The organism is Bradyrhizobium sp. MOS002, from assembly GCF_003020115.1.
Lineage (GTDB): Bacteria > Pseudomonadota > Alphaproteobacteria > Rhizobiales > Xanthobacteraceae > Bradyrhizobium.
In genome coordinates this window covers 597,675-618,791 of the sequence record NZ_PYFX01000003.1, presented here as the reverse complement: position 1 = coordinate 618,791, position 21,117 = coordinate 597,675, and the positions used below count along the sequence as shown (strand labels likewise).

General features: G+C 63.7%; 19 protein-coding genes. 12 read left to right on the top strand and 7 right to left on the bottom strand.

The genetic code is table 11. From position 1 onward, the window contains the following. Window positions 1-201 precede the first annotated feature (201 nt). The 4 genes from C7G41_RS11620 to C7G41_RS11605 all read left to right on the top strand — a co-directional run bounded on the left by C7G41_RS11620 (window position 202) and on the right by C7G41_RS11605 (window position 4,397). Entirely contained in the window at window positions 202-1,104 is a 903-nt protein-coding gene (locus C7G41_RS11620; RefSeq protein WP_106942932.1) for an SMP-30/gluconolactonase/LRE family protein, read from the top strand. A 187-nt stretch (window positions 1,105-1,291) separates the two neighbouring features. Continuing rightward, window positions 1,292-2,131 carry an aldo/keto reductase gene (locus tag C7G41_RS11615; protein ID WP_106942684.1) on the top strand — a complete coding sequence of 280 codons (840 nt, stop codon included), beginning with the start codon at window positions 1,292-1,294 and terminating at the stop codon, window positions 2,129-2,131. Between the two features lie 185 nt (window positions 2,132-2,316). Then, on the top strand, window positions 2,317-3,258 hold the full coding sequence (locus C7G41_RS11610) for a DMT family transporter (protein WP_199198311.1): 942 nt from the start codon (window positions 2,317-2,319) through the stop codon (window positions 3,256-3,258). 59 nt (window positions 3,259-3,317) lie between these two features. Next, entirely contained in the window at window positions 3,318-4,397 is a 1,080-nt protein-coding gene (locus C7G41_RS11605; RefSeq protein WP_106942682.1) for a zinc-binding dehydrogenase, read from the top strand. 4 nt (window positions 4,398-4,401) lie between these two features. Here C7G41_RS11605 and C7G41_RS11600 read toward each other — a convergent pair whose 3' ends face one another. Beyond that, entirely contained in the window at window positions 4,402-4,863 is a 462-nt protein-coding gene (locus tag C7G41_RS11600; RefSeq protein WP_106942681.1) for an Lrp/AsnC family transcriptional regulator, read from the bottom strand. A gap of 133 nt (window positions 4,864-4,996) precedes the next feature. On the opposite strand from C7G41_RS11600, the gene C7G41_RS11595 reads away from it, so the two are divergent. Together C7G41_RS11595 and C7G41_RS11590 are read left to right on the top strand one after the other, a co-directional pair. Further along, a complete protein-coding gene (locus C7G41_RS11595) occupies window positions 4,997-7,360 on the top strand; it encodes a transketolase (protein ID WP_106942680.1) in 2,364 nt (787 codons plus the stop codon). A 292-nt stretch (window positions 7,361-7,652) separates the two neighbouring features. Continuing rightward, window positions 7,653-9,083 carry an aldehyde dehydrogenase family protein gene (locus C7G41_RS11590; protein ID WP_106942679.1) on the top strand — a complete coding sequence of 477 codons (1,431 nt, stop codon included), beginning with the start codon at window positions 7,653-7,655 and terminating at the stop codon, window positions 9,081-9,083. 167 nt (window positions 9,084-9,250) lie between these two features. Here the strand turns inward: C7G41_RS11590 and C7G41_RS11580 are convergent, their stop codons facing one another. Then, window positions 9,251-10,228: an SMP-30/gluconolactonase/LRE family protein gene (locus C7G41_RS11580; protein WP_106942677.1), complete on the bottom strand. Its 978-nt coding sequence runs from the start codon at window positions 10,226-10,228 to the stop codon at window positions 9,251-9,253. An 89-nt stretch (window positions 10,229-10,317) separates the two neighbouring features. Here C7G41_RS11580 and C7G41_RS11575 point away from each other — a divergent pair, with 89 nt between their 5' ends. Then, window positions 10,318-11,142, top strand: a complete 825-nt coding sequence (locus tag C7G41_RS11575) for an NAD(P)-dependent oxidoreductase (protein ID WP_106942676.1) — start codon at window positions 10,318-10,320, stop codon at window positions 11,140-11,142. 38 nt (window positions 11,143-11,180) lie between these two features. Here the strand turns inward: C7G41_RS11575 and C7G41_RS11570 are convergent, their stop codons facing one another. Next, window positions 11,181-12,452 (bottom strand): MFS transporter, encoded by a 1,272-nt coding sequence (locus C7G41_RS11570; RefSeq protein ID WP_106942675.1) that lies wholly within the window; start codon window positions 12,450-12,452, stop codon window positions 11,181-11,183. Between the two features lie 299 nt (window positions 12,453-12,751). Between C7G41_RS11570 and C7G41_RS11565 the strand changes: the two genes are divergently transcribed. Then, entirely contained in the window at window positions 12,752-13,165 is a 414-nt protein-coding gene (locus C7G41_RS11565; protein ID WP_106942674.1) for a hypothetical protein, read from the top strand. A 66-nt stretch (window positions 13,166-13,231) separates the two neighbouring features. On the opposite strand, the gene C7G41_RS11560 is transcribed toward C7G41_RS11565, so the two are convergent. Then, window positions 13,232-13,648: a DUF1236 domain-containing protein gene (locus C7G41_RS11560; protein WP_026233295.1), complete on the bottom strand. Its 417-nt coding sequence runs from the start codon at window positions 13,646-13,648 to the stop codon at window positions 13,232-13,234. A 180-nt stretch (window positions 13,649-13,828) separates the two neighbouring features. Continuing rightward, entirely contained in the window at window positions 13,829-14,530 is a 702-nt protein-coding gene (locus tag C7G41_RS11555) for a GntR family transcriptional regulator (RefSeq protein WP_106942673.1), read from the bottom strand. A 177-nt stretch (window positions 14,531-14,707) separates the two neighbouring features. Between C7G41_RS11555 and C7G41_RS11550 the strand changes: the two genes are divergently transcribed. The 4 genes from C7G41_RS11550 to C7G41_RS11535 all read left to right on the top strand — a co-directional run bounded on the left by C7G41_RS11550 (window position 14,708) and on the right by C7G41_RS11535 (window position 19,560). Then, window positions 14,708-16,426 carry an IlvD/Edd family dehydratase gene (locus C7G41_RS11550; RefSeq protein ID WP_199198310.1) on the top strand — a complete coding sequence of 573 codons (1,719 nt, stop codon included), beginning with the start codon at window positions 14,708-14,710 and terminating at the stop codon, window positions 16,424-16,426. A 61-nt stretch (window positions 16,427-16,487) separates the two neighbouring features. Continuing rightward, window positions 16,488-17,483, top strand: a complete 996-nt coding sequence (locus C7G41_RS11545; protein WP_106942671.1) for a TRAP transporter substrate-binding protein — start codon at window positions 16,488-16,490, stop codon at window positions 17,481-17,483. A 158-nt stretch (window positions 17,484-17,641) separates the two neighbouring features. Next, complete coding sequence (locus C7G41_RS11540; protein ID WP_106942670.1) at window positions 17,642-18,223, top strand: TRAP transporter small permease; 582 nt, start codon at window positions 17,642-17,644, stop codon at window positions 18,221-18,223. Then, a complete protein-coding gene (locus tag C7G41_RS11535) occupies window positions 18,220-19,560 on the top strand; it encodes a TRAP transporter large permease (RefSeq protein ID WP_027568862.1) in 1,341 nt (446 codons plus the stop codon). The genes C7G41_RS11540 and C7G41_RS11535 overlap by 4 nt, the downstream gene beginning before the upstream one ends. Here the strand turns inward: C7G41_RS11535 and C7G41_RS11530 are convergent. After that, entirely contained in the window at window positions 19,520-20,125 is a 606-nt protein-coding gene (locus tag C7G41_RS11530; protein WP_106942669.1) for a histidine phosphatase family protein, read from the bottom strand. The two genes, C7G41_RS11535 and C7G41_RS11530, sit on opposite strands and share 41 nt — an antisense overlap. Next, the gene (locus C7G41_RS11525) at window positions 20,122-20,916 is read right to left on the bottom strand and encodes an enoyl-CoA hydratase/isomerase family protein (protein ID WP_106942931.1); all 795 of its coding nucleotides are present in this window, start codon (window positions 20,914-20,916) and stop codon (window positions 20,122-20,124) included. The genes C7G41_RS11530 and C7G41_RS11525 overlap by 4 nt, the downstream gene beginning before the upstream one ends. Between the last annotated feature and the right edge of the window lie 201 nt (window positions 20,917-21,117).

Below are 21,117 nucleotides of genomic sequence, written 5' to 3'. Positions count from 1 at the left end.
TCCAACAGCGGAGTGTTTGGCCTTCTGGATCCCGGCTCTGCGCCGCAACGCTGACGCGTTGCAGCGCGTCCGGGACACGAGGGTGGCGTGGGATGGGTGCTCGTACTCGCACGCAGCCATGCCCTTCGCACCAATCGACGTTCCCGCGATTGTGTCCTATGTTGCGGCGCTCTCCCATCAACAACGACAAAAACAACAATGATGTACCTGGAAACGCCGCCGCGCCTGATCGAGACCAGGCTCTTCTCCGCCATGCCCGACAAATTCCGCCGCAAGGGCGAGCGGACGGATTGGGCCGATGCCAACCGGCCGGGCGTGCCGACAGACTCCTTCATCGAAGGGCCGTCGTTCGACGGGGATGGCAATCTCTACATCGTCGACATTCCCTTCGGCCGGATCTTCCGCATTGCGCCTGACGGCGAATGGTCGCTGGCGATTGAATATGAGGGCTGGCCGAACGGACTGAAGATTGCGGCGGACGGCCGCATCCTGGTCGCCGACTACAGACACGGCATCATGGAGTTCGACGTCAAAGCGGTGCGCATTGCGCCGGTGCTGACCTCGCGCAACTCGGAGTCCTTTCGCGGTTGTAATGACCTGCATCTGGCTTCCAACGGCGACATCTTTTTCACCGACCAGGGTCAGACCGGCCTGCATGACCCCAGCGGACGTGTCTATCGCCTGACGCCAAGCGGGCGGCTGGATTGCCTGCTCGATACCGGCATCAGCCCGAACGGCCTGGTGCTCGATTCAACCGAGACCGTGCTGTTCGTCGCGATGACGCGCGACAACGCGGTGTGGCGGCTGCCGTTCATGAAGGACGGCAGCGTTTCGAAGGTCGGCCGCTTCTGCTCGCTGTTCGGTACCAGCGGTCCCGATGGCATGACCATGGATGCCAAGGGCCGCCTGTTCGTCGGTCACGCCTCGCTCGGCCATGTCTTCGTGTTCGCGCCCAATGGCGAATTGATCGCGCGGGTCAAATCGTGTGCAGGGCCGAATTGCACCAACGTCGCGATTGGTGGCGCGAAGAAAGATCGGCTTTACATCACGGAGTCCGCAACCGGTAGCGTATTGGTCGCTGACATCGGCGAACTGAATTCATAAAGGGCGCGGCTCTTCGCCTCTCCCCGCGTGCGGGGAGAGGCCGCAGTTGCGCGAAGCGCAAATGCGGGTGAGGGGGACTCTCCGCGAGTCCAACTGCTATCTTGATTGCGGACGCTGCCCCTCACCCCAACCCTCTCCCCGTAAGAACGGGGAGAGGGAGAACCGACACGGGAGATCGGAGACAAATATGAACACAAAACCCTTCGGCAAAACCGGCTCTAGCGTCTCCGTCATCGGGCAGGGCACCTGGTATCTCGACCATGGCGATCGCAAGCGCGCGGTCGCGGCGCTGCAGCGCGGGCTCGATCTCGGCATGGCCCACATCGATACCGCCGAGATGTATGGCGATGCCGAGCTTGTCATCGCCGATGCGATCGCGGGCCGACGCGACGAGGTGTTCCTCGTGTCAAAGGTGCTGCCGAGCAACGCCTCGCGCCGCGGAACCATCACCGCCTGTGAGCGCTCGCTGAAACGCCTGAAGACCGATCGGCTCGACTGCTATCTGCTGCATTGGCGCGGTTCGTATCCGCTGGAGGACACCGTGGCTGCGTTCGAGGAATTGGTGAAGGCCGGCAAGATCAAATCCTGGGGCGTCTCCAATTTCGACGCCGATGATCTCGACGAGATGCTCGACGCTGCCGGCGAAGGCCGCATCGCCTGCAATCAGGTGCTCTATCATCTGAAGGAACGTGCGATCGAGCACGCGGTGATCCCGTGGTGCGAACAGCATGGTGTCGCCGTGGTCGCCTATTCGCCGTTCGGCCACGACGATTTCCCTGCGAGCACCAGCAAAGCCGGCGCCGTACTGGCGCGCATCGCGGAAGCGCGTCGCGCGACACCGCGCCAGGTTGCGCTAAGCTTCCTCACCCGTGCGACTACGGTGTTAGCGATCCCGAAGGCGTCGTCCGCGGAACATGCCGGCGAAAACGCCGCGGCCGGCGATCTCGTGCTGACGAAAGACGAGATTGCGGCGCTCGATGCGGCGTTTCCGCGCGGTCCGAAGCCGCGCGGCCTGCCCATGCTGTAGTGCACAAACGCCTATTATTAATGGAGTCTTGACGCGCGCGGACGTGAGCGCATATCGGCATCCTGTTTTCGGAAGTTGTGAAAGCGGCGCAATTATCGTTTTTTACGATCATTCCCGATTCGCATTTCTAGGTTCCAGCCGTGACCCCGCCGCCCGCCGCAGCCGCAAGGCTCGACAGTATTCCCATGTCCATGCCCGAAAAGAAGCCGCAGGCGCGCCGCGCGCCGGCGCGCGTCGATCATCCCTTCAAGGGCATCGCGCTGGTGCTGCTGTCGACGATCTTTCTCGGCTGCTCCGATGTCACCGCGAAATATCTTTCGTCGAGCCTGCCGTCGATCGAGATCACCTGGATCCGCTTCGTGACGTTCGCGCTGATGTTCACGCCGGTGATGCTGCCGGGCTCGCCGCTTCATGCCATGCGCACCGAACGCCTCGGCCTGCAGCTGATGCGCGGCGCGGCGTTGCTCGGCTCTTCGCTGTTCTTCATCACCGGCCTGAGCTTCCTGCCAATCGCGGAAGCGTCCGCGACGGGCTTCGTCTCGCCGCTGTTCGTCACCGCGCTCTCGATCGTCTTCCTGAGCGAGAAGGTCGGCATGCGCCGCTGGATCGCGACCGCGATCGGCTTGACCGGCGTGATGATCATCCTGCGTCCGGGCTCCAGCGCGTTTCACGCCGCCGCGTTCTTCCCGATCGTTTCTGCGTTCTGCTGGGCAGCGGCGCTGATCCTGACGCGCATGATGAGCGGGCGCGAAGCCGTCCTCACCACGATGGCCTATTCGGCGCTGACGGGCGTTGCGATCCTCTCTCTGATGGTCCCGTTCGTCTGGGTCACGCCGACCTGGACGGCGATCGGGCTTGGCATCGTGATCGGCGTCGCCTCCACCGTCGGCCAGTGGATCATCGTGCTGGCCTATCGCTACGGCGATGCCTCCGTGCTGGCGCCGTTTTCCTATACGCAGTTGCTGTGGGTCAGCATTCTTGGCTTTTTCCTGTTCGGCGAAGTTCCTGATGTCTGGACCGTAACCGGCGCGGCCTTCATCGTCGCCAGCGGCCTCTACATCGCCCATCGCGAGCGCATCCGCCGCGCCCAGCTCCTGATCATGGAAGAGCGCTCCCCGAACCCCTGACGCAAGTTCCCGCGTCCGCTTCGTGCTATCAATGGCTCCAACAAGACGGGAGGAGCCGGATGCGCGCTGCGATTTTCAGGAACGGTGAGATTGTCGTCGACCGGATGGCCGAGCCAAAGCCGGGCCCCGGCCAGGTCCTGGTCAAGACGCTCGCCTGCGGCATCTGCGGCTCCGATCTGCACGCACGCCAGCACGCCCACCGCATGGTGGAGATGGCGCGAAAGACCGGGCGCAAGCCGATGGACCTCGCCCGCGACGTCGTGTTCGGCCATGAGTTCTGCTGTGAGATCGTCGACTTCGGCCCGGGGACTGTGCGCAAGCTCCAGCCGGGCACGCGTGTCTGCTCGCTCCCGGCCCTGGTGACGCCGCAGGGCATCGAGGGCATCGGCTATTCCAACGATAATATTGGCGGCTATGCCGAGGCGATGCTGCTGAGCGAAGCGCTGCTGCTCGAGGTGCCCAACGGTCTCGCGCCGGAGCATGCCGCCCTCACCGAACCGCTCGCGGTCGGCGTTCACGCCGTCGCCAAGGCCAACATCCGGGGCGGCGAAGTGCCGCTCGTGATCGGCTGCGGCCCGGTCGGGCTCGCGGTGATTGCGGCGCTGAAGCTCAAGGGCCTGCATCCGGTCGTCGCGGCGGACTATTCGCCGGCGCGGCGCGCGCTTGCGGCAAAACTCGGCGCCGATATCGTCGTGGATCCAAGGGTGTCGCAGCCCTATGCGACCTGGGCCGAGCACGCGCAGATGTCGGCGGCGGAGAAGGCGGCGCGGCCGCCGTTCCAGGCGATGCTGCCCGCGCTGAAGCCCGCGATCATCTTCGAATGCGTCGGCGTGCCCGGTCTGTTGCAGCAGGTGTTCGAAGGCGCGCCGCGCGATGCCAGGATCGTCGTGGTCGGTGTCTGCATGGAGACTGACACAAGCGAGCCCATGCTCGGCATCATGAAGGAACTCAACGTCCAGTATGTGCTCGGCTACACGCCGGACGAATTCGCAGCGTCATTGCGCCTGATCGCGGAAGGGCAGGTGGATGCGGCGGCCATGGTGACGGCGGAAGTCGGCATCGACGGCGTCGCAAGGGCTTTCGCCGACCTCGCCAACCCTGAGGCCCACACCAAGATCATCGTGCAGCCGTGGCGGTGATGCCTTACACCGGCAGCGCGATCGAATATTTCACCTGGCTGAGCGCAAAGCTGGACTCGATCGAGGCGATGCCGTCGAGCCGGGTCAGCTTGGTTTTCAGGAAAGTCTCATAGGAGGCGAGGTCTGCCGCGACCACGCGCAGCAGATAGTCGCGGTTGCCTGTCATCAGATAGCACTCCAGCACCTCGTCCCATTTCGAGATCGCGCGCGCGAAGCGGTTGAGATCCTCCTCCTTCTGCCGCGCCAGCTTGATCGAGATGAAGACGCTGACATGCAGCCCCAGCGCCTTCTGGTCGACAGTCGCGATGTAGCGCGAGATGACGCCGCGTTCCTCGAGCAGCTTGACCCGGCGATGGCAGGGCGACACCGACAGCCCGACCTTGTCGGCGAGTTCCTGCATGGTCAGCCGGCTGTCGTTCTGGAGCAGAGCGAGGAGTTTTCGGTCGATGGCGTCGAGGTCGGGCATTGGGATGAACCTGTCGTTCTGAGCGATTACTTGGTAATCTATCCCAATATACGCCGGTATTGCGCGAAAGATTGAGAAGTTTGGCGCTTCTCGCAGGGGTATTATTGCTCACCTGTTTTCCGGGAGCATTGCCATGCCCGTTGATACCACCCGCCTCGACACGTTGACCGCGCTCGCCCGCAAGGCGCTGTGGCTGTCGTCATGGACCATCCATCACGCCAACCACATCCGCCCGAATGCGGACGGCCTGAAGGTCGGGGGACATCAGGCCTCGTCGGCCTCGCTCGCTACCATCATGTCGGCGCTGTATTTCCACGTGCTGAAGCCCGAAGATCGCGTCGCGGTGAAGCCGCATGCGAGCCCGGTGTTCCACGCCATCCAGTATCTGTTCGGCCGGCAGAGTCGCGAGAAGCTGGAGAATTTTCGTGGCTTCAAGGGCGCGCAGTCCTATCCCTCGCGCACCAAGGACGTCGACGACGTCGATTTCTCGACCGGCTCGGTCGGCCTCGGCGTTGCGCAGACACTGTTCGCCTCGCTGGTGCAGGACTACGTCAAGGCGCATGGCTGGATGAAGGATCGCCGCGAGGGGCGGATGATCGCCCTGGTCGGCGACGCCGAGATGGACGAGGGCAACATCTTCGAGGCGCTGGCGGAAGGCTGGAAGCACGGCCTGCGCAACACCTGGTGGGTGGTCGACTACAACAGGCAGTCGCTGGACGCCGTCGTCCGCGAAGGTCTCTGGGAAAAGTTCGAGACCGTGTTCCGCAATTTCGGCTGGGACGTGGTGATCGTGAAATACGGCCGGCTGATGCGCGAAGCTTTTGCCGAGCCCGGCGGCGAGGCGTTGAAGCGCTGGATCGACAATTGCCCGAACGCGCTCTACGCCGCACTGTGTTTCCAGGGCGGCGCTGCGTTCCGCAAATATCTTCACGACGAGATCGGCGATCAGGGCCCGATCACGAAACTGATCGACAAGCGCAGCGACGACGAATTGCTGGCGCTGATGTCGAACCTCGGCGGCCATGATATGGCGAGCATGCTGGACGCCTTTGAATCCATCGATCACGATCGCCCGGTCTGCTTCATCGCTTACACCATCAAGGGCGTCGGCCTGCCGTTCCAGGGCCACAAGGACAATCACGCCGGCCTGATGACGGTCACGCAGATGGAGAAATACCGGGGCAGCCAGAACATCCGGCCGGGACACGAATGGGACAGATACGAGGGCCTCGCGCAAAGTGCCGCCGAACTCGACGCCTTCCTCGCGCGCGTGCCGTTCAACCAGGACGGCCGCCGGCTCACCGCGCCGGTTATCGAGGTGCCGTCGCAGCTCGCCTTCAAGCCGTCGCCGCAGATGTCGACCCAGCAGGGTTTCGGGCTGGTGCTGAACGAGATCGCGCGCGCCGACAGCGAGCTCGCAAGACGCATCGTCACGACATCCCCTGATGTCACCGTCTCGACCAATCTCGGTCCGTGGGTGAACCGGCGCGGTCTGTTTGCGCGTGGCGAGAAGGCGGACTTATTCCGTAGCGAGAAAATTCCATCCACCTTCAACTGGGACTTCTCGCCAAAGGGCCAGCATCTCGAACTCGGCATCGCCGAGATGAACCTGTTCATCATGCTCTCGGCGCTCGGCCTGTCGCACCAGATCAACGGCGAGCGGCTATTGCCGGTCGGCACGCTCTACGATCCCTTCATCGAGCGCGGTCTCGATGCGCTGAACTATGCCTGCTACCAGGATGCCCGCTTCATGGTGGCGGCGACGCCGTCGGGCATCACGCTGGCACCCGAAGGCGGCGCGCACCAGTCGATCGCAACGCCTTTGATCGGCATGGCGCAGGACGGCCTCGCCTCGTTCGAGCCGGCCTTCGTCGACGAGCTCGCCGTGATCATGGGGTGGGGCTTCAACCACATGCAGCGCGATCCGGGCGAGGGCGGCTCGGTCTATTTGCGACTCTCGACGCGCAGCATCGAGCAGGCGCAGCGGATCATGACGCCCGAGCTTGCGGAGGGCATCACCGACGGCGCCTATTGGCTGCGCAAGCCGGGCCCCAATGCCGAACTCGTCATCGCCTATACCGGCGCCGTCGCGCTGGAAGCGATCGAAGCGACCGGTTTTATCGGCGAGAGCCGGCGCGACATCGGCCTGCTCGCGATCACGTCCGCGGATCGTCTGCATGCGGGTTGGACCGCCGCACGGAAATTGCGCCGTGATCGGAGAGGCGTGCAGCATCTCAGCCACATCGAAAAATTGCTCGCGCCATTGCCACGCGACTGCGGCATCGTGACCGTGATCGACGGCCACCCGGCGGCGCTGGGCTGGCTCGGCAGTGTCCGCGGCCATCGTGTCGAGGCGCTCGGCGTTGAGCAGTTCGGCCAGACCGGCACCATCGCCGACCTCTACCGCCACCACGGCATCGACGCCAACGCCATCATCGATGCGGCTGAAAGCCTCACCACCGGCGCGCCGGTGCTGCATCGGAAGATGGCGGTTTAATTCGTCGCCCCGGCCTAGTGCGCAATTGCGCACGGGGGGCCGGGGCCCATACGCCGCAGCGATTGTTGTGGCCGCAGGTCGTAGACGTCTGAGCAAGCCAACCGACGTTTGTGGTAATGGGTCCTGGCCTTCGCCAGGACGACCATGACGGCCTTGCCACCACTCCGCCATCGGCTCATATACCCTCCGTCCGCTGCAACGCTGGCCCCGCATATGGCGGGTTCAATTGCTGGCGCTTTCGTGCAAGGATGCCTGCCGAAACGCCCCCCAAGCCCCCAAGAAGAGGTTCACTATGGTCAATCGCATGCAATTCTACATCGACGGCGCCTGGGTCGATCCCGCCGTCAAGAAGTCCACCGCCGTGGTCAATCCGGCGACGGAAGAGGCGATGTACGAGGTTGCGCTGGGCTCCAAGGCCGACGTTGACAAAGCCGTTGCCGCCGCCAAGCGCGCGTTCGTGACATTCTCCCAGACCAGCCGTGACGAGCGTGTGGCGCTGCTCACCAAGGTCATCGAGATCTACAAGGGCCGCCTCAAGGAGATCGGCGCTGCCGTCTCCGACGAGATGGGCGCGCCGCTGCCGATGGCCGAAAAGCTGCAGGCTGGTGCCGGTCTCGGCCATCTCATGACCACGCTCGACGTGCTCAAGAACTATCATTTCGAGGAGCCGGTCGGCACCGCCATGGTGCTGCGCGAGCCGGTCGGCGTGGTCGGCATGATCACCCCCTGGAACTGGCCGCTCAACCAGATCGCCTGCAAGGTCGCGCCCGCGCTCGCCGCCGGCTGCACCATGATCCTGAAGCCGTCGGAGTTCACCCCGACCTCGGCGCTGATCTTCGCCGAAATCCTCCATGAAGCCGGCGTGCCGAAGGGCGTGTTCAACCTCGTCAACGGTCTCGGCCCCGAGGTCGGCGCCGCCATGAGCGAGCACCCCGACATCGACATGATCTCCTTCACCGGCTCGACCCGCGCCGGCATCGACGTGGCCAAGCGTGCGGCACCGACCGTGAAGCGCGTCAGCCAGGAGCTCGGCGGCAAGTCGCCGAACGTCATCCTCGAAGGCGCCGACCTCACGAAGGCGGTGACCGGCGGCGTGATGCACATGTTCAACAACTCCGGCCAGTCCTGCAACGCGCCCTCGCGCATGATCGTGCCGCTGTCGAAGATGAAGGAAGTCGCCGCGATTGCGAAGACTGTCGCCGACAAGACCAAGGCGGGCGATCCGCGCGCCGAAGGCACCACCATCGGCCCGGTCGTCAACCGCGGCCAGTGGGACAAGATCCAGGGCCTGATCAAGAAGGGCATCGACGAGGGCGCAACGCTCGTGTCGGGCGGCCCGGGCCTGCCCGAGGGCGTCAACAAGGGCTTCTATGTCCGTCCGACCATCTTTGCCGACGTCACCCCCGACATGACGATCGCGCGCGAAGAGATCTTCGGACCGGTGCTGACCATCATCGGCGCGAAGGACGAAGCCGAAGCCGTGCACATCGCCAACGACACGCCGTATGGCCTCGCGGGCTACGTCACGGGTGCGTCCGTCGAGGACGCCAAGCGGGTCGGCCGCCAGATCCGCGCCGGCAACGTCAACCTCCAGGGCGTGCCCAACGACCGCACCGCGCCGTTCGGCGGCTACAAGCAGTCCGGCAACGGCCGCGAATGGGGTAAGTACGGCCTCGAGGACTTCCTCGAAGTGAAGGCCGTCGCCGGCTTCAACGCGGCGTAGGCTTTATCAGCTGACGAACAAAGCGCCGGAGCGGGAAACCGCTCCGGCGTTTTATTTTGCTCCATCGTCATTGCGAGGAGCGCAGCGACGAAGCAATCCAGACTCCTTCCGCGGAGAGACTCTGGATTGCTTCGCTTCGCTCGCAATGACGATGGAGAGAGGAGTAACTATCCCCCCACCGCGCCTTGCGTGTTCACATACAGCGCATAGATCGACTGGCTCGCCGCCATGAACAGGCGGTTGCGCTTGACGCCGCCGAAGCAGAGGTTGGCGCAGCGTTCGGGCAGTGCGATACGGCCGATCATGACGCCGTCGGGCGCGAACACCACCACGCCGTCGAGCTCGGGGTCGCCCATGCCCCAGCCGCACCAGAGGTTGCCGTCGATGTCGCAGCGCATGCCGTCGGGCGTGCCTGGACCTGCGTCGATGAAGACGCGCTTGTTCGAGATCGTGGTGCCATCCGCCGAGACGTCATAGGCGAGGATCTTGCGGTTGGGCACGCCGCGTGATTCCACGACATAGAGGATTTTCTCGTCCGGCGAGAAGCACAGCCCGTTCGGGCCGAGCATGCCTTCGGCAACGATGGTCGCCTTGCCGGTCGCGGGATCGAACCTGTAGACGTTCGGCTCGATCTCGGGCTCGGCCTTGTAGCCCTCGTAATTGCCGAGCAGGCCGAAAGTGGGATCGGTGAACCAGACCGCGCCGTCGGACTTCACGACGACGTCGTTCGGTGAGTTGAGCTTCTTGCCGCCAAACGAGTCCATCAGCACGGTGATGGTGCCGTCATATTCGGTGCGGGTGACGCGTCGCCCGCCATGCTCGCAGGTGACGAGCCGGCCCTGGCGGTCCCTGGTGTTGCCATTGGCAAAATTGGAGGGCTTGCGGAACACGCTGACAGCGCCGGTCTCCTCTTCCCATTTGACGATGCGCTGGTTGGGGATGTCGCTGCACAACAGGTAACGACCATCGCCGAACCAGACCGGACCCTCGGCCCAGCGCAGGCCGGTCGTCAGCCGCTCCACCGCCGAGAGCTTCAGCCAGTATTTTTCGAAGCGGGGATCGAGTGCGTGAATGGCTGGATCGGGATAGTAGCTCGCCGGCCGCCAGCCTGACCGCTCCTGGGTGTGGGACAATGCCTCATTCATGTCGGTTCTCTCGTTTCGTTCCCTCTGGACAATGCTGCTATCATTAGAGACACGTGACGGCAAATCGGTCACGAATGGTGAGGAAAGACATGGCGCGCATCTTGATGACGGGAGCTTCGGGCGGGATTGGAACGCGTCTGCGAAAACTGTTGCCGCCGATCTATCCGGACCTGCTGCTCAGCGACATCCGCCCGCCGGCCGATCTCGGCCCGAACGAGCAATTCAAGGCGGCGGATCTGTCCGACCTCGCGCAGTGCGAAGCGATCTGCGAGGGCGTCGACGGCATCATCCATTTCGGCGGCTATTCGGTCGAAGGTCCCTGGAACGACATCCTCCAGGCCAACATCATCGGCGGCTACAATCTGTTCGAGGCCGCGTACCGCAAGGGCGTCAAGCGCGTGGTGTTCGCCTCCTCGAACCATGCCGTCGGATTTTATCCGCGCCACCACAAGATCGGCACCGACGTGACCCCGCGCCCCGACGGCCGCTATGGCGTCAGCAAGGTGTTCGGCGAAGCGGTCGGCGCGCTCTATGCCGACAAGCATGGCCTGAAGGTGACTTGCCTTCGCATTGGCAATTTCGGCGACGTGCCGTTGGACCTTCGCCGGATCTCGATCTGGCTGAAGCCGGAAGATCTGGTGCAGCTCTGCCAGATCGGGCTCGAGCATCCCGACATTCATTTCGAGATCTTCTACGGCGTGTCCCTGAACGAGCGCGCGTGGTGGGACAACCACCGCGCCTACGAGTTCGGCTACCGTCCCACGGGGCGCTCCGAGGACCACGTGGCGCATGCGATGGCCGAGCAGGCCAAGCTGAAGCCCGATCCGGTCGGCGATCACTATCAGGGCGGCGCGTTCTGCAGCAACGAGTTCGACGGTGATGCGAACCGCATCATCGATTGGAATAAGCGGTAGGAGCGCATTCGCAAATCTAGGGCGTCGGAATCGACGCCCTAGACCACGCGCTTGCCGGCCTGAGCCGCGATGGGCCTTTGCACGAAGTACATCAGGATCAGAGAAATCACCGCCGTCGTCACGACGACGTATCCCAGCCGGTCGAAATGCCGGAGCGTACCGTCGGCGTCCTGCGCGATGAGCGCGGCGGCGAGCACGGAGCCGAGTCCGCCGGAGAGCTGTTGCAGCGACGCGCCGACCGCGCTGAAGGAACCGCGTTGCGCCGGCTCGGGGATTGCGGAAATCAGCGCCTGCGACGGGATCATGCGAGAGAAGATGCCGACGAACATCAGGACGTTGACCAGGATCGCGACCGTCAGGCTCACTTGACCGAGATGGGTGTAGATCAGCACCATGACGATGGACATGGCGCTGCCGAAGACGAAGGTGGGGTATTTGCCGAAGGCATCGCTGGCGCGTCCCACCAGCGGGCCGATGACAATGCTGAACAGGCCGGAGACGAGATAGATCGTCGGCAGATGCACGATGTCGATGCCGAGATTGTGCACGGTGTAGGCGCTGCCGAACGGCATCAGCATGTAGCCGCCGGTCGCCAGCAGGGTCGTCACCGAAAACGCCATCCAATAACGCGGCTGCGAGACCGTTGCGATCAGATGCAGGAACGGATTTCGATCCTGCTTCAGCCCCAGATGGCCGTTCACCGGCTTCATCAGGAACATCACGGCGGCCATCCCGATCACCGACAGGCCGACCAGTGCGCCGAACGCGACGTGCCAGTTCCACTGGTTGGCGAGGAAAAGACCGGCCGGGATGCCCAGCACCTGGCTTGCAGCGAAGGCGGTTTGCACGAAACCCATGACGCGGCCGCGCAATTGCAGCGTAAACAAATCGGTGACGATGGCGAGCACGACCGAGCCGATCACGCCGCCGAACAGGCCGGTCACGATCCGCCCCAGCAGCAACAGATGATAGTTGGGCGCGATCGCGCACAGCGCCGTGCCAAGGGTGAAGCCGGCATAGAAGAACAACAGTAGCCGCTTGCGGTCGAACCGATCGGCAAAGCCGGCCGCCAGGATGCCGGAAATCCCCGCGCTGAACGCATAGGCCGAGACCGCCACCCCGAACTGTGCGGCCGAAATATCAAGCGCCGGCATCATGATGGCGCCGAGCGGCGACATGATCATGAAATCGATGATGATCGTGAACTGGACCAGCGCCAGCAGCGCAACGAGGATCGCCTGGTAGCGCGAGAAGCCGCGGGACAGCTCTGGCCGTTGGTCGATCGGCTCGGTCAGGATTTGTTCGGTCATGCCATTTCAGTCGGGAGGGAAGTGGAGGAGGGCGCGCGACGTGGCGCCGGAGCCCGGGCGATATTTATTTCCTGCTCTGCGAAATTTCGATGGCTTGACAAACAGTTTTAGTATCCGTCCCGCCGCGGTACCTCGATTCACAGAAGGCGAGCGACGCAACGGCCTGAGCCTCGCCTTGGCCGTTCCGCCCATTGATCCAGATCAACGTTGCTCTGGTCGTCTGGCTCTCGATCCGCAAGGCCGCTACTCGACATCGGTGCCTTGATTAATGTTCAACGGCGGCAGCGCGAGTCAGGACAATGAAAATCGAATTGCCAGCCGTCGTACTGCTCGCGCTGATCATGTCGGGACCGGCGCGGAGCGCAACGCTCACCGACGCTGAGGCGACGTTCCTCGACCAGCTCGTCACCGCCTCCGTGGTGCTGGAGCAACGATGCGTCGGCTACGAGGTCAATGGTGCCGGCAGTGTCCAGCTAGGCGCCCGACTTCTCGGCAGCACGGATGCCGCGATGGCCATGATCGACGCCTATGCGGCGGCCATCAAGGTCCGCGATGGCGAGACCTCCGATCCCGGTAAATTTCGCCCCGAAGTGTCCGACGTGGCCGCCAAAACGTTCAGGCGCGTCCGGACCGATCTGATCAGAAACCCGAAGAGAGCCTGCGCCGACTACGGCGATGCCGGCGTGGATCGCGGTCTGCTGAGGCGGTACTGAACCGGGACTTGAGGGATTTAGATCTGCGCAAACGAAAGGGCCGTCTCGAAAGACGGCCCTTGGTTGTTATTCGACAATCTCGACGATCCGGTGGGTTCGCGGTTCGACCAGAACCGTGCGACCGTTCACCACTGTATAACGGTACTCACGGGCGCCGTACTCAGGCGGCACCTCGTAATAGGTAACGCCCTCTTCCGGAAGAACCGCCCCGACTCTCACATCCTCGCGGTACTGATATGAGGGCCGCCGCTGTTCGACGACGTAGGAGTGAAAGCGAGGACGTTGATCGACACCAAGGACTCCCGCCACGCCGCCAACGACGCCGCCGACGACGCCACCCACAACTGCACCGACAGGCCCTGCCGCTCGCTCACCATCCCGCGCACCGCGTTCGACGCCTCCGGGAACGCCCTGGGCCTGGGTCGTTACGGGAAGCAGGACGGCGACGGCAACAGCGGCGGCTCCGACTAAACGGCAAATCATGACAGCTCCTATGGTGGGGGATTGGTGCAGGACCAAGTACCAAGCCGACCATAGGTTCCCCAGAAATTGTGGACTGCGGGCGTTGTTGCCCGAATGGGCTCGTGCGGCCAGCAATTGCGAGCAATCCAGCGCGCCCTTACCGCGTAAACTGCAGCACCGCGAGAAGCGAACGTCTCCCATCTATGAACGCGGGCCCTGCTGTTCGGCTTGCTCACCCGCAATCCGCGCCAGGTAATCCTTCTTGCTGAACTGCATGTGATCCACACACAGCTGCGCCAGCGCCCAGCTATCGCGGCCCTTCAACAGCTCGATCATCAACTCGTGCTGGCGCCGTGATTGCGCGAGGCCGTCTCGGTCGGCGAGATTCTTTGCGCGCATCGGCAGGGTCAGGTTCATATAGTCCTGCAGCGAGCGCACCAGATATGGATTGCCGCAGGCCGAGAACAGCGCGAGGTGGAAGGCGTCGTTGGTCTCGTGGATGCCCCGCAGGTCCTGCAAATCCGCTCTGGCGCAATATTGCCGTTGCAATGCGGAGAGCTCGTCGATCAGGCCTTGCTGTGCGGGCAGGGGGATCATCAGCGCCGCCTGCCGCGTCAGCATCTCACGGACCTCGTAGATCTGCCGGACCTCCTCGGCCGAGTAGAACCGCACGGTGGCGCCGACATTCTTCTCGCGGCGGACGATGCCGCGGCGCTCCGCATCCACCAGCGCCTGGCGCACGAAGTGGCGCGAGGTGCCGTAAGCCGACATCAGCGCGTCTTCGGTGAGGCGCGCGCCTGGCGCCAGTCGGCCGAAGATGATGTCCTCTTCGAGCCGCGCGACGATGTCGTCCGGATCGTCGCGCCGGACCGTCACGGCGTCTGCGGTGTGAGTGTCGGACATGCCCTCGGCCTCCCGGCGCTTGGCCGGTCCATCCTGTGGAGCAGGGAAGGCTCGGATTGTCAATAATCGGGTGGCTTACCAGTACGCAGATCCCGGAAAATGGCAGGTTGGGCGTCTGCCTTATTGACAATCAAGGGGCACGCTGTACGACAATGGCCCGGTGATGGGAGTGGTATGATGACGAGTGGGTTGCGCAAAGGGCTGACGAGCTATGGCGATGCCGGCTTCTCGCTGTTCCTGCGCAAGGCGTTCATCAAGGCCATGGGCTATTCAGACGACGCGCTCGAGCGCCCGATCGTCGGCATCACCAACACCTATAGCGACTACAATCCCTGCCACGGCAACGTCCCGCAGATCATCGAGGCCGCCAAGCGCGGCGTGATGCTGTCGGGCGCGATGCCGTTCGTGTTCCCGACCATCTCGATCGCGGAGAGCTTTGCGCATCCGACCTCGATGTATCTGCGCAATCTGATGGCGATGGACACCGAGGAGATGATCCGGGCCCAGCCGATGGATTCGGTGATCGTCATCGGCGGCTGCGACAAGACACTGCCGGCGCAGGTGATGGCCGCAATCAGCGCCGATCTGCCGACGGTGGTCATTCCCGTTGGCCCCATGGTGGTTGGTCATCACAAGGGCGAGGTGCTGGGCGCCTGCACCGATTGCCGTCGCCTCTGGGGCAAGTATCGCGCCGGCGAAATGGACGATGTCGAGATCGAAGCGGTGAACGGCCGCCTGGCGCCGTCGGTGGGCACCTGCATGGTCATGGGCACCGCCTCGACCATGGCCTGCATGATCGAAGCCATGGGCTTGTCGCTGCCGATGAGCGCGACAATCCCGGCGCCGCATGCCGAGCGCTTCCGTCTGGCTGAAGCGAGCGGCCGGGTTGCGGCCGAGATGGCCAAGACCAAGGGGCCGAAGCCGAGCGAACTCTTGACGCCGGCCTCCTTCAAGAACGCGCAGGTCGTGCTCCAGGCGATCGGCGGCTCGACCAACGGCCTGATCCATCTGACCGCGATGGCGCATCGCTCGCCGCACCGGCTCGACCTCGGCGTCTTCGACCAGATCGGCCGCGAGGTGCCGGTGCTGATCGATCTCAAGCCGTCGGGCGAGCATTATATGGAGCATTTCCATCACGCCGGCGGCGTGCCGAAACTGCTGGCGCAGCTCGGCGATCTCGTCGACCTCGATGCCAAGACCATCACGGGCGAGAGCCTGCGCGATGTCGTGGCCAATGCGGAGGACGTGCCCGGCCAGGACGCGATCCGCCCGCGCGACAATCCGATCAAGAAGGAAGGCGGCCTCGCCGTCCTGCACGGTAACCTCGCTCCGCGCGGCGCGGTGATCAAGCAATCCGCCGCGAGCCCAAAACTGTTGCAGCATACGGGCCGTGCGGTGGTGTTCGAATCCGTCGAGGACATGACGCTCCGGGTTGACGATCCCGATCTCGACGTCACCGCCGATGATGTGCTGGTGCTGCGCAATGCCGGCCCCAAGGGGGCGCCCGGCATGCCAGAGGCGGGCTATCTGCCGATCCCGAAGAAGCTCGCGCGCGCCGGCACCAAGGACATGGTGCGCATTTCGGACGCGCGCATGAGCGGCACCGCGTTCGGCACCATCGTGCTGCACATCACGCCGGAATCCGCCGTCGGCGGGCCGCTGGCGCTGGTGATGAACGGCGACATGATCCGGCTCGACGTCGCCAAGCGCAGCATCGAGCTTCTGGTGGATGCTACCGAGCTGGAACGGCGGAGTACGGCATTGAAACCCGCGGCTGCGCCGGACGAGGCGCGGCGCGGCTATGCCTGGCTGTTCAACGAGACCATCATGCAGGCCGACGAGGGCTGCGATTTCGATTTCATGCAGAGGACTGGGAAGCAGACTGAAAAGGGGTGACAACCACCCGGAAGCGTAGCCCAGACCGCTGAAGCGGCGGGCGTTGAAACAGGGGGAAACGATGATTGCACGATCCATGCGTTGGCTGGCGGCAACGGCCGCTGTTCTTTTCGTCTCGGGCGCATCGGCCCAGGAAGTGAAGCATTATCGCTTCGCCTATGACCAGCCGCGCAACACCGGCTATTCCATCGCGGGCGACCTCTTTGCCGAAAAGCTCAAGGAATTGAGCAAAGGCACCATGATCATCGATCAATATCCGGGCGCGCAGCTCGGACAGGAGCCGCAGGTGCTCCAGCTCGTGAAGGCGGGCGACGTCGAATTTGCGATCATCTCCTCGGCAAACACCGCGACGATCTCGCCACAAGCGGGCGTGATGTCGTTGCACTTCCTCTTCCGCGACGAGAGCCACGTGGTCAAGGGTCTGGCAGATTCAAAAGTGTTCGAGGCGCTCAAGACCATGATCGATGAGACCACGCAGGGCCTGCATGTGATCGCGACCGGCTCGCAGGGCGTGCGCCACATGTACTCCAAGAAGGAGATCCACAATGTCGGCGACATCAAGGGCCTGAAGATCCGGGTGCAGGCAACCGCGACCGAGGACACCATGTTCCCGGCCTACGGCGCCCAGACCGTGCACATGCCGTTCGGCAGTGTTTACACGAGCCTGCAGACCGGTGTCGTCGACGTCGCCGAGAACAGCATCAACGTCTACCTCGTCAACAAGCATTATGAGGTCGCTCCGGTCCTGAACATCACCGAGCACGAGGCCAACAACGCGCTGGTGTTCATCTCCGACAAGCTCTGGCAGAGCCTGTCGGCCGAGCAGAAAGGCTGGGTGCAGGCGGCAGGGAACGAGGTCAGCTCCAAGGAGCCGCAGAAGGCCTTCGACCTCGAACGCACCGCGGCAGAGAAGCTGAAGAAGATGGGCGTGAAGATCGTCGACAACGTCGACAAGAAGACCTTCACGGCGATCGCCGATCCCTATCTCGACAAGCTCGCCAAGGAGCTCGGCCCGCACGCAGAGAAGATCAAGGATTTGATCCGCTCGATTAATTAGGCCGCCGGGGAAATGTCCGTGCCTCCACGAGTCGTCCCGGCGAAAGCCGGGACCCATACTCCGCGGCGGAGGTTGGGGCAGGATAGCCGCGAGCTTGCTTTGATTACACGCAGCTGGGGGTATGGGTCCCGGCTTTCGCCGGGACGACAGGAATAGTGATGGCCATCGCCGACAAACTGCTCGTTCAACGCCAGCGTCACCTCAAATGGCGCGGGCTCGACTGGCTCGAGCTTGCGCTGATGATCCTCTGCGGCGTGCTCTGCTTCGGCTTCTCGCTGTCGGTGACCGCCGACATCGTCACCCGCACCATCGGCCATCCCTGGCTGTGGCTCCAGGAAGTGACGTCGACGCTGTTCATTTATGCGATCTTCGTCGGGACCGCGGCTGCGACCCGGCGCAACGACCACCTCTATCTCACCGCGATCTCCGAGGCGATGCACGGCACGCCGCGTCTGATCGTCGAAGTCATCATCCGGATCGTGGTGCTCGGCGTCGCCTTCTGCCTGATCTTGTACGGCTATCAGAACTATCTTCGCGGCTTCGGCAGTTTTCGCCTGCCGTCGGGCACGCCGATCGCCTCGCTCTACGCGATCATTCCGTTGTCGGGCGTGCTGGTCGGCCTGTTCACCATCGAGCAGCTCGTCAACGGCCTGCGCAACGGCTTTGACCATCCCGAGCCGCCCGAAGAGGATGAGGGGGCGCCTGTCATCACGGACGTACAGATGAGGGTGCAACCGTGAGCGCACCTATTGTCCTGGCGTTGATGACTGTCTGCTTCCTGTCCTTCGGCTATCTCGGCGTGCCCGTGCCGTTCTCGCTGATGGCCGGCGTCTTCATCGGCGCGCTGCTGTCGGACGTCTCGCTCGCCGCGATCATCCAGAAAGTTTTTGACGGCGTCGATTCCGAGGCGCTGCTGGCGATCCCTTTTTTCCTGCTGGTCGGCGAGCTCATGAGCTCGGCCAATGTGGTGGTGCGAATAGCCAACCTCTCGGTGTCGCTCGTTGGCCACATCAGAGGCGGCCTGTCGCAGGTCGTGGTGGTCTTCAGCATGTTCTTCTCGGAAATGTCGGGTTCGACCACCGCCGACGTCGCCGTGATGAGCCGCGCGCTGGGCGGCCCGATGAAGCGCGAGGGTTATGAGCCCGCCTTCATCGCCGCCATCATCGCATCCGCCTCGACCATTGCGGCGCTGGTGCCGCCAAGCATCACCGCGGTGGTCTATGGCGCGGTCGGCAACGTCTCGATCGCCGGCCTGTTCATGGCAGGCGTCGTGCCGGGCCTGATGATCGGCTTCGGGCTGATGATCTACTGCTATTTCTTCGGGCCGTCCGGCCTGCGCAAGCCGCGCGCGCCGCTGCGGCAGGTGGTGTTCGCGGCCGGCGATGCGGCGCTACCGCTGATGATCCCCGTGATCCTGTTAGGGGGCATTCTGACCGGCTGGTTCACGCCGACGGAAGCCGGCGTCGTCGCCGTGGTCTGGATCGTCGTCGTCGTGATTCCCGCGCTCAATCGCGGGCATATCAGGAAGATCCCGTACGATTTCTGTCTTGCCGGCCTGATCTTCTCGCTGCCGCTGATCACGATCGGCGCCGCCAATGCGTTCGGCTGGATGCTCGCCTATTTGCGCGGTGCGAGCTACATCGCCGAAGTCATCACCTCGCTCGCCGGCAACGACCCGCATCTGATCATGCTGCTGATGGTGCTATTGTTCACCGTGGTTGGCGACTTCATCGAGCCGGTGCCGACGATCATCATTTTCATGCCGCTGGTCAACACGCTGACGGAAGCCGGCGATATCAACGCCGTGCATATGGGCGTGGTGCTGATTGCCACGCTGGCCTTCGGCCTGATCACGCCGCCTTATGGACTGGTGCTGCTGATGGCGTCGAAATTCGTCGGCGTGAGCTTTGCGAAGGCGTTGCGCGCCGCGTTGCCGATCTATCTGGTCTTCCTCGGGACGATCGCGTTCGCGATCTACTTTCCGAGCGTGGTGCTGTGGCTGCCGCGGCAGGTGCTCCCCGAGTCGGTCGGCTGCTTCAAGTCGCCGGCGGGGACGGGCTACATCTGCCCGCAGTAGCGACTTCCTCGATCCGCCATTGTCCGGCTTCGTGCAGGTAGCGGAACGGCGTGCCGTGGCTGTTCTTGAAGTAGCCGCCAGAGAGCGCGTTCGCCATGCCTTGCATCACCGCGTCATGGCAGACGAACAGCAGATCGTCGCCGGGATGACGGTCGAGCCATGTGGAAACGCAAGCCAGCGACCGTTCGGTCATGGCGTCCCAGTTCTCGCCGTCGGTGGGCAGGATCGAGACGAGGCCGGTCGCGGAAGTGACGCCGTGCTTGATCATGAGGTCGCGGACAGGCAAGCCCTCGAAGCTGCCGAAATCGAACTCGATGATGCCGTCGTCGATCGTGAGCGGCACCGAGATCGCGTCGGCGATGATCTCGGCCGTTCGCGCCGCGCGCACCAGCGGGCTTGCGACGATGCGGCTGATGCCGGCGCCGCGCAACATGCCAGCTGCCTCGTGCGCTTGCCGCAGACCATCCTCGTTCAGCGGGTTGTCCGTCCGGCCCTGAAAGAGCCCGTTGCGATTCCAGTCGGTCGCACCGTGACGAAGGCCGCAGAAGGTGCGCGCGGGTGTCACTTGCTCTTGCTCGTGAATTTCTTCACGGCGGCGCGAAACTCCTCCGTGTTCATCGCCATGATGATCTTGTGCTCCTCGGCGTCGAGCTGCTGCTTCACCGGGGTCGTGGCGGCCTGGTAGACCAGCGATTTCGTGCCCGCAATCGCTGCGGGCGGGTTCTGCGCCAGCCGCTCGGCGAGGGTTCGCGTTGCTGCCTTCAGCTCGGCGGCGGGAACGACCTTCGCAACCAGGCCCCATTCATGGGCCTGCTGCGCGGTAAAATTGTCCTCGGCCAGGAAAATCTGCAGTGCACGGCGGGAGCCGACCGTGTTGACGATGCCGACCGTAGATCCGCCATCGGGCGACACGCCGATCTTGGCATAGGCCGGTGTGAACTTGGCATCCTCCGCAGCGATGCAGAGATCGGTGACCAAGGCGAGGCCCATGCCGGCACCGGCGGCCGAGCCGTGCACGCTGGACAGCGAGATCTTCGGCATGCGCCGGATGATCTCGATGAAGGCGTGATAGTGCTTCAACAGCTCGCCGACGACCGGCGTCACCGTGCCCGCTTCGGAGGCTGCGCCAATCGTTTGCAAATCGCCGCCGGCCGAGAAGGCGCGGCCTTCGCCCTCGATCACCATGACCCTGATGTCGTCGGCGCCCTCGATGTAGGCTGCGAGCTGTTCGAGCTTTTGTGCAATTGTAAGGTTGATCGAATTGAACGCAGCGGGCCGGTTCAGCGTGATGGTCGCGATCGGGCCGTCGATCCGCAGCAGGGCGGGATCATCGGGCTGGGAGACGGGAGCTGGCATCTGGAATATCCCCGGCATGAGGTTTGTTGCTGCAACTAAATCGCAGAAGCCAGGGGGTGACAATCCCCGCCTGCGGCCCTTGCGCCGAGCGGAATGTTCGGTTCAAATGGGGTGCCTTCGTCAGGGACGGACACGAGCGCCGGCTCCTCCTGGGTAAGCCAAGCCAAAATCAGAGAGGGGAGACGACATGGGTGACGCTCG

What these genes read in the sequence shown, in the direction of transcription:
- C7G41_RS11620 (WP_106942932.1), top strand. Translation starts at nt 202, where the DNA reads ATGTACCTGGAAACGCCGCCGCGCCTGATCGAGACCAGGCTCTTCTCC.
- C7G41_RS11615 (WP_106942684.1), top strand. Translation starts at nt 1,292, where the DNA reads ATGAACACAAAACCCTTCGGCAAAACCGGCTCTAGCGTCTCCGTCATC.
- C7G41_RS11610 (WP_199198311.1), top strand. Translation starts at nt 2,317, where the DNA reads ATGTCCATGCCCGAAAAGAAGCCGCAGGCGCGCCGCGCGCCGGCGCGC.
- C7G41_RS11605 (WP_106942682.1), top strand. Translation starts at nt 3,318, where the DNA reads ATGCGCGCTGCGATTTTCAGGAACGGTGAGATTGTCGTCGACCGGATG.
- C7G41_RS11600 (WP_106942681.1), bottom strand. Translation starts at nt 4,863, where the DNA reads ATGCCCGACCTCGACGCCATCGACCGAAAACTCCTCGCTCTGCTCCAG.
- C7G41_RS11595 (WP_106942680.1), top strand. Translation starts at nt 4,997, where the DNA reads ATGCCCGTTGATACCACCCGCCTCGACACGTTGACCGCGCTCGCCCGC.
- C7G41_RS11590 (WP_106942679.1), top strand. Translation starts at nt 7,653, where the DNA reads ATGGTCAATCGCATGCAATTCTACATCGACGGCGCCTGGGTCGATCCC.
- C7G41_RS11580 (WP_106942677.1), bottom strand. Translation starts at nt 10,228, where the DNA reads ATGAATGAGGCATTGTCCCACACCCAGGAGCGGTCAGGCTGGCGGCCG.
- C7G41_RS11575 (WP_106942676.1), top strand. Translation starts at nt 10,318, where the DNA reads ATGGCGCGCATCTTGATGACGGGAGCTTCGGGCGGGATTGGAACGCGT.
- C7G41_RS11570 (WP_106942675.1), bottom strand. Translation starts at nt 12,452, where the DNA reads ATGACCGAACAAATCCTGACCGAGCCGATCGACCAACGGCCAGAGCTG.
- C7G41_RS11565 (WP_106942674.1), top strand. Translation starts at nt 12,752, where the DNA reads ATGAAAATCGAATTGCCAGCCGTCGTACTGCTCGCGCTGATCATGTCG.
- C7G41_RS11560 (WP_026233295.1), bottom strand. Translation starts at nt 13,648, where the DNA reads ATGATTTGCCGTTTAGTCGGAGCCGCCGCTGTTGCCGTCGCCGTCCTG.
- C7G41_RS11555 (WP_106942673.1), bottom strand. Translation starts at nt 14,530, where the DNA reads ATGTCCGACACTCACACCGCAGACGCCGTGACGGTCCGGCGCGACGAT.
- C7G41_RS11550 (WP_199198310.1), top strand. Translation starts at nt 14,708, where the DNA reads ATGACGAGTGGGTTGCGCAAAGGGCTGACGAGCTATGGCGATGCCGGC.
- C7G41_RS11545 (WP_106942671.1), top strand. Translation starts at nt 16,488, where the DNA reads ATGATTGCACGATCCATGCGTTGGCTGGCGGCAACGGCCGCTGTTCTT.
- C7G41_RS11540 (WP_106942670.1), top strand. Translation starts at nt 17,642, where the DNA reads ATGGCCATCGCCGACAAACTGCTCGTTCAACGCCAGCGTCACCTCAAA.
- C7G41_RS11525 (WP_106942931.1), bottom strand. Translation starts at nt 20,916, where the DNA reads ATGCCAGCTCCCGTCTCCCAGCCCGATGATCCCGCCCTGCTGCGGATC.